At 65.5% G+C, this 7,185-nt stretch carries 6 protein-coding genes; 1 reads left to right on the forward strand and 5 read right to left on the reverse strand.

Annotated elements, in window-relative coordinates:
• Positions 1-6: 6 nt before the first annotated feature.
• The gene (locus Q0367_RS14370; protein WP_297634168.1) at positions 7-996 is read right to left on the reverse strand and encodes an alpha-ketoacid dehydrogenase subunit beta; all 990 of its coding nucleotides are present in this window, start codon (positions 994-996) and stop codon (positions 7-9) included.
• On the reverse strand, positions 993-1,967 hold the full coding sequence (gene pdhA, locus Q0367_RS14375) for a pyruvate dehydrogenase (acetyl-transferring) E1 component subunit alpha (RefSeq protein WP_298983067.1): 975 nt from the start codon (positions 1,965-1,967) through the stop codon (positions 993-995). Before pdhA ends, Q0367_RS14370 begins: the two co-directional genes overlap by 4 nt.
• A 225-nt stretch (positions 1,968-2,192) precedes the next feature.
• Between pdhA and Q0367_RS14380 the strand changes: the two genes are divergently transcribed.
• A complete protein-coding gene (locus tag Q0367_RS14380; RefSeq protein ID WP_298983069.1) occupies positions 2,193-3,341 on the forward strand; it encodes an AMP-binding protein in 1,149 nt (382 codons plus the stop codon).
• 16 nt (positions 3,342-3,357) lie between these two features.
• On the opposite strand, the gene Q0367_RS14385 is transcribed toward Q0367_RS14380, so the two are convergent.
• The 3 genes from Q0367_RS14385 to Q0367_RS14395 all read right to left on the reverse strand — a co-directional run.
• On the reverse strand, positions 3,358-3,939 hold the full coding sequence (locus Q0367_RS14385; RefSeq protein WP_298983071.1) for a Uma2 family endonuclease: 582 nt from the start codon (positions 3,937-3,939) through the stop codon (positions 3,358-3,360).
• Positions 3,940-4,007: 68 nt separating this feature from the next.
• Positions 4,008-6,497, reverse strand: coding sequence for a kelch repeat-containing protein (locus Q0367_RS14390; protein ID WP_298983073.1), 2,490 nt, complete (start codon positions 6,495-6,497; stop codon positions 4,008-4,010).
• Between the two features lie 12 nt (positions 6,498-6,509).
• Positions 6,510-7,185, reverse strand: a 676-nt coding sequence (locus tag Q0367_RS14395; protein ID WP_298983075.1) for an RNA methyltransferase, incomplete at its 5' end; no start/stop codon positions are given.

Consider the following 7,185-nt stretch of genomic DNA (forward strand, 5'->3'; position numbering starts at 1 on the left):
GCGTGCTCACCTCGCTTCCTTGACCAAACGCCGCGCTGCGTCGACGATGTCTTCGACCTGCGGCACCATGCGCCGCTCCAACTCGCGGTTGTAGGGCACGGGGATGTCCAGTCCGGCCAGGCGGCGGATCGGTGCATCGAGGTAGTCAAAGGCCTCCGATTCGGCGATGACCGCCGCCAGCTCGCCGCCGAAGCCGCCCGTCTTGCACGCCTCGTGGACGATCAGCACGCGGCCGGTTTTGCACACCGAGCGGATGATCGGTTCGGCGTCGAGCGGTTTGAGCGTGCGCGGGTCCACCACCTCGACCTCGACGCCCTCTTTCGCCAGCCTCTCCGCCGCCTCCAGCGCGCGCACCACCATCAGCGACGTGGCCACGATGGTGAGGTCGCGGCCGGGACGCTTGACTTCGGTCTGGCTCAAAGGAATGGTGTAGTAGCCCTCGGGCACGGCGCCTTTGGTGCGATAGAGCAGCTTATGTTCGACGAAAATCACAGGGTTGGGATCTTCAATCGAGGCGAGCAGCAGCCCTTTGGCGTCGGCGGGCGTGCTGGGCATCACGACCTTGAGGCCCGGCACGTGCACAAACCAGTTCTCCAGGCTCTCCGAGTGTTGCGCGGCGGCGCCGGTGCCTGCGCCGGCCGGCGTACGCAGCACGAAGGGAACCTGCACCTTGCCGCCCAACATGAAGCGGAGCTTGGCCGCCTGCAGCACGAGCTGCTCCATCGAGAGCGTGATAAAGTCCATGAACTGAATTTCGGCGATCGGGCGCATGCCGGTCAGCGCTGCGCCGGTGGCCACGCCGGCGATGACCGCCTCGGAGATCGGCGTGTCGCGCACGCGCTCTGGGCCGTACTTCTGATAAAGGCCATCGGTCACGCCAAAGGCGCCGCCGTAGACGCCCACATCCTCGCCCACGAGAAAGACGCGCTCGTCGCGCGCCATCGCCAGATCGATGGCCTCGCGCACGGCCTCGGCGTAAGTCAACTCACGGCTCATGCGTAAACTCCTTCAAAGATGGTGGCGGGGTCCGGTTCGGGGCTGGCTTTGGCGAATTCGATGGCTGCGGCGATCTCCGCATCGACGTCGGCTTGCAGCTGTTGTAAATCATTTTCCGTCAGCAGCGCGGCCTCCAGCATCTTCTGCGCCAGTCGCGCGATCGGGTCGCGCTCCTGCCAGGCTTTGACTTCCTCCTTGGTGCGATAGCGCTGCTTGTCGCTTTTGCTGTGTCCTTTCCAGCGATAGGTCTGCGCCTCGATCAGGGTCGGGCCGCCGCCGCTACGCGCCCGCTCGACTGCTTCCTTCGTGGCGCAATAGACGGCGAGCAAGTCGTTGCCGTCGACGGTGACGCCGGGAATGCCGTAGGCGCAGGCGCGGTCGCTCAACTTTTCGACCTTGCTGGCGCGCGTGATCGCCATCGACATGGCGTACTGATTGTTTTCGCAGAAATAGATGACCGGCAGGTTCCAGATCGCCGCCAGGTTCAAGCTCTCATGGAAGGCGCCTTCGTTGGTGGCGCCGTCGCCGAAGAAGACGAGCACGACGCGATCCTGCCGCTGCATCTGGATGCTCAGCCCTACGCCCGCCGCCATCGGCACCCCGCCCGCCACGATGCCGTTGGCGCCCAGGTTGCCGGTCTCGACGTCGGCCATGTGCATGGAGCCTCCGCGGCCGCGACAATAGCCGGTCTCTTTGCCGAAAAACTCCGCCATCATCAAGTCAACGCGCGCTCCCTTGGCGATGCAGTGCCCATGGCCGCGGTGGGTGCTCAGAATGTAATCGTCCGGTCGCAGGGCGGCGCAGGCGCCCACCGCCGACGCCTCCTGGCCGACGGAAAGATGCATGGTGCCGTGAATGAGCCCCTGCAGATAGAGCTGCTCCGCCGCCTCCTCGAAGGCGCGAATCAGCATCATCTGGTGCAGCAGCGCACGGAGGCGTTCTGGAGAAAGGTCGGCGAAGGATTGGTTCATGGGTTTTGTCCTGGGCTATGATTGTATGCGGCTGCGCCGCAGATGGATTGACTTGATTTGCACAAAATTTTGCACAAATGTGCCTGATTTGGTCAAATGTGTATGTATTGTAGTGAGGAGATGACTGCATGTCAACGCGCCGCCCGGCTTCATTCAGGTCTTTCGCAGAGCCGCAAATCTGCCGGGCTATCAGACGAACAGCATCGATGAGGAAAGGACGTCCGGATGATCTGGCTTGAAGGGCGCTGGCATGAGGAAGCGACGCTGCTCGCCGGCCCTGCCATTGCATCCGCCGGTGAGCAGACGCAGGCGGTGTTGCGCTTTGCGCGCGCCTGGCTGGGGGGCGATGAGACGTTTGAAGTGCGCACCTCCGGCTCCACCGGCGCGCCGAAATCGATCCGCCTCACCCGCAGCCAAATGGAGGCCAGCGCCCGCGCCACGGCCGCTGCGCTCGGCCTGGAAGCGGGCATGACTGCGCTGGTCTGTTTGCCGGTGCAATACATCGCCGGCCGCATGATGCTGGTGCGCGGCTTTGTGCTGGGGTTAAACCTGGTCGTCGTCGAGCCGTCGAGCGATCCCCTGGCTGGGCTTCCGGACGATTTGACGATCGATTTCGCTTCCTTTGTGCCGTTGCAGATGAAAACGTTGCTGGACATCGCCCTGGCGTCCGACAGCGGCTCCTGTTTCCCTGAAGCTGCGGCGCGCGCCCTCGCCTATCGTCGCCGCCTCGACGCCATGCGCGCCATCCTGGTCGGCGGCGCTCCGGTGTCGCCCACCCTGGAGGCGCAGATTCGCCATCTTGTCGCTCCCGTCTATCACACCTACGGCATGACCGAAACGGCCACGCACGTGGCTTTGCGCCGACTCAACGGCCCCGATGCGTCGGATCGCTTCGCGCCGTTGCCCGGCGTCGAAACCGGGGTCGACGCGCGCGGTTGTCTCAACCTGCGCGGGCCGATGACCGCCGGCGTCCTGCTTCAGACGAACGACCTGGTGGAGCTGCAGCCCGACGGCTCCTTTGTCTGGATCGGACGATGGGACAACGTGATCAACAGCGGCGGCGTGAAGGTGCACGTGGAGCAGGTCGAGTCCGCCATCGAGGCGCTCGCAGCCGAGCAGCCGGAGCTGGGAATGGCGCAGCGACGCTTTTTTGTCGCCGGCCTGCCTGATGAACGTTTAGGGCAACAGGTGGCGCTGATCGTGGAGGGCGCGCCGCTCACCGAAGATCAGGAGATGCAGCTGCGCTGGGCGCTCAGCCAAACGCTTCCCCGCCACCACGCGCCGCGGCAGATTCACTACGCAGCGCGCTTCGTCGAGACGCCGACGGGCAAAATCGAACGCAGCTCCACGCTCAAGATGCTGCATCAGCCATAGCGATCAGAGACAGGCGTCAGACGCGCGACCAGTCCACGCGCTGATAGAGCAGACGAATCGGCAGCTCGACGTTGATCGATTCCAGTGAGAGCACATCCTCGAGCGAAACGTATTCTGTCAACAGCCAACGTCCGTTCGCCAGCTTATGATACCAGTCGACATGAACGCGATATTGGTCGATCAATAGATAGTCCTGCAACGAATCCAGCGCCCGATACCATGTGAACTTTTCTCCTTTATCCAGGCCGCCCGTGGATTTGGACAGCACTTCGGCGATCAGCGTTGGGTTGGCGACCACATCCATGCGCCCCGGATAATATTGCACTGCTCCGCAGATCACCATTACGTCCGGGTAGGTGAACAGGTCGTACGCTTCCACCCATAGCTTGAGATCGCTGGAAAACACCTCACAGCGACCTTTTTCAAGGCGCGCATCCAGGGCGCTGCAAAGACTGACGACAATACGATTGTGATTGGCCGTCCCGCCCACCATCGGAAACAGCTCTCCCGCCAGATATTCGCTTTTCGTCGCCGCCGTTTCTTCCTGCTGAAGATAGGCTGTAGGGGAAAGGCGAATGTTCTCTCGGTTTTCTGTCATCGCTATTGAACCTACTCGGAACGGATCAGGCTGTCTTCATTATAGCAAAAAGGCTTTGTTGGTAGGACTTATTTGGCGATGAGGGGTAGATAGAGCTCATTTCTCGGCGCGGCCGGAGGGGACGCGCCGGCGAGAAATCGGCTGTTTGACCCTGCACCGTTGACGAAGACTGTGACCAGCGTTGGCCCGTTGACCGGCGCGGAGTCGCTGAGCAGCGCCGTTGACGTAATCAGCGTGTTGGCGTGAAGCGTCCCTGAGGCCTGGCCCGGCCACGCCAGCCATCCGCTGTCCACATGGCGGAGCTGCACCAACGGGGCGTTTGCAGCGGATTGGCGCGTGTTGTCCGATGACGCCGCCGAGGCGGGGCGAAAGCCGGAGCCGCGCACAATGACCCGCCCGCCTTCGTCCAAAACCGCCTGTTCGAGCGCCGGCGCTGCGGGGGCGAGGGGCGAGGCGTAGATGAACGCCTCGTTTAGCGCCGCAAAGGGGCGCCAGCCGCCCACGATCAGCACCCTGCCGTCCAACAGCAGCGTCGCTGCGTGACCGATGCGCCCCTCCTCGTCCGGCAATATCAGCGTGCGCCATCGATCGCTCGCCGGGTCGTACAATTCCGCGGAGGCGACCAGCCCGTCCCGATTTTCGCCGCCGATAACGAGCACCTCGCCGGAAGGCAGCAGCACGGCGACGTGATGTTGCCGCGGGGTCGTCATCGCCGCCACGGCGCTCCACGTGTTGGTGGTCGGATCGAATCGCTCGGCGCTGGCAAAGATTGTGAAGCTTTCGTCCGCCGGGTCAAAGCCGCCCACCACAAGGACCCCGCCATCGGGCAGCGGCGTGGCGGTGTGGCCGGCGCGCAGATGCTGCATTGCGCCCGTCGTCGTCCATGCGTTGCTTGCCGGGTCATACGCTTCAGCCGCAGTGAGCGACGTTATGCCTGCGCCGACGCCGCCGACGACCAGCACGCGGCCGTCGGGAAGCAGCGTCGCCGTGTGATCGACGCGCGGGGCGGCGGGCGCAGCCGTCGACTGCCACCGCTCCGTTGCAGGGATGAACCGTTCGGCGGAGCGAGATGCGTTGTCTGAAACGCCGGGCGCAGCGGCTCCGGCCCCTTGTTCGCCGCCGATCACCAGGACGCCGCCGTCGGCGAGCAAGGTTGCGGAATGTCTCTTTCTTGCGAATTGCATGGATGGCAACGTTCGCCATGCGTTGGTCGCAGGGTCGAACCGTTCGACCGTGGCAAGCGCAGCGCCTCCTGCTTCTCCACCCGTGACCAGCACAGCGCCGTCGCCGAGCAGTGTGGCGGTGTGGCCGAAGCGCGGCTGGTTGAGCGTCGCCGCTGTGCGCCATTCGTCGCCGACTGGAAAGTAGCGCTCGCTGGCATCCAAAACGTCGACGCCGGCGAGGCCGCCGACGACCAGCGCCGAGCCGTCGAAGAGCAGCGTCGCCGTGTGGCGCTGCCGCGCCAGTGCAAGCGGGGCGACGGCCTGCGCGCTCCCTGGCGCTCCGGGCAGGCGCTCCGCCGCCGGCCCGGCGGGTGCGCCGCCTACGATGAGCAGTGCGCCGCCAGGCAGCAGCGTCGCCGTGTGCTCGCTGCGCGCGACGGCGAGCGGGGGCAGCGTCCGCCACCCTGCATCCGTCGGCGGCAGAAGCTCCACTGCGTCAAGCGTTTCGAGGCCGACGCCGCCGGTGACAATCACGGCGCCGTCCGGGCGCAGGCTGGCGGTGTGTCGGGTGCGCGCATGGGCGAGCGAGGGGCCGACGATGACGCCCCGCGCCGGATCGATGATCTCAACGCTGGCGAGCGGCTGAAGAAAGCGGTCGCTGCCGCCTGCGATTACAATTCTTCCGTCAGGACGCAAGGTAGCGGTGTGGTCGAAGCGCGGGGTTTGCAGGGTGAAAGGCGCTGGGCTCCAACTTTGCGTGCGCGGGTCGAACACCTCGATGCTGGCGAGCGCGCCGCTGGCGCCCCGGCCACCGACGACCAGCACGCGGCCGTCGGGAAGCAGCGTCGCCGTGTGGCCGGCGCGCGGCGTTGCAAGCGGCTGCACCTCTCGCCAGCGATCCTGGGCGGGCGCATAGCGCTCCGTCGAGGCCAGCGCTGCGTTTGCTCCACTTTCGCCGCCGACGATCAGCAGCTCCCCGTCGCCGAGCAACGTCGCTGTATGCCGCGCCCGCGCCGTGTGCATCGATGCTGCGCCCCTCCATCGATTGGCGGCGGGATCGAAGCGCTCGACGCTCGCCTGCGCCCTTCCATCTGCATCGAGTCCGCCGGCGACCAGCAGATCGCCGCTCAACAACAGCGTGGCCGTATGCTGACGACGCGCTGCGCCCATGGCAGGGCCGGGCAGCGGCTGCAAAGAGCCGGGTGCGAAGAGGCGCGTGTTGGCGCCGTCGCCGCCCGCCGCCAGAACGCGTCCATCCAGGAGCAGCGTCGCCGTATGGCCGTGCAACGGCGGCGAGAAGCTGCGGCCCGCCGCCGGCCGCGGAGCCGAATCCGCCAGCAAGAACGCGACTATGAGCAAGGTGGAGAGCCAATGAAGCCCGAATTTTATGAACATCGATCGATGCCCTCACTCCCGATGTGCGGTTTGGGGAGTCGCCGCCCCAACGAGCGCGCGGCTCAGAAGAACGGCGGCGACGCCGAAGGCCGTGGCCACGTTGAGTGAGCGCTTGCCACCGGCCATGGGAATCATAACGCGCCGTTCACAAAGGGACAGGAGGTCCGGGTCGACGCCGGTCACCTCGTTGCCGACGACAAGCACGAAGGGCGTATGCGGCGTTGCCACCTCGAAGAGCGAGCTTGCGTCGGCGTCCGTCTCCAACGCCCACAGGGTGCATCCTTCTGCGCGCAGGCTGTGCGCGAGCGTCACTGCATTGCGATGATGGCTCCAGCGCACGCTGCGCTCGGCGCCGAGCGCCGTTTTCGCCACTTTGGGATGGTCGGGCGTCGGCGTGACTCCGCACAGATAAAGATGGCGCAGGCCGGCGCCGTCGGCGCTGCGGAAGATCGAGCCGACGTTGAACGCGCTGCGCACATTGTCGAGCAGCGCGGCGAAGGGCAGCGTTGCTCGCGGCGCATCCCTCTCCGAAGCTGTGCGTTCGGTCGGCGTCGGCAGATGGTGCAGGAGGATGACAGGCTCTCCGCACCACGGGCAGCGGCCTTTGCGCATCTGCGCCTCCGCCGCCGGAAAACGGAAGCGGCAGGCGGGATCGCTGCATTCGTAGAGGGCGTAGGTCATGGTGGGC

This window comes from uncultured Caldilinea sp. (assembly GCF_937128415.1).
In the GTDB taxonomy this organism is placed as follows: Bacteria; Chloroflexota; Anaerolineae; order Caldilineales; family Caldilineaceae; genus Caldilinea.

Bases quoted from the DNA above. Each gene is read 5' to 3' on its own strand.
- Q0367_RS14370 (WP_297634168.1), bottom strand. From the start codon at position 996: ATGAGCCGTGAGTTGACTTACGCCGAGGCCGTGCGCGAGGCCATCGAT.
- pdhA (WP_298983067.1), bottom strand. From the start codon at position 1,967: ATGAACCAATCCTTCGCCGACCTTTCTCCAGAACGCCTCCGTGCGCTG.
- Q0367_RS14380 (WP_298983069.1), top strand. From the start codon at position 2,193: ATGATCTGGCTTGAAGGGCGCTGGCATGAGGAAGCGACGCTGCTCGCC.
- Q0367_RS14385 (WP_298983071.1), bottom strand. From the start codon at position 3,939: ATGACAGAAAACCGAGAGAACATTCGCCTTTCCCCTACAGCCTATCTT.
- Q0367_RS14390 (WP_298983073.1), bottom strand. From the start codon at position 6,497: ATGTTCATAAAATTCGGGCTTCATTGGCTCTCCACCTTGCTCATAGTC.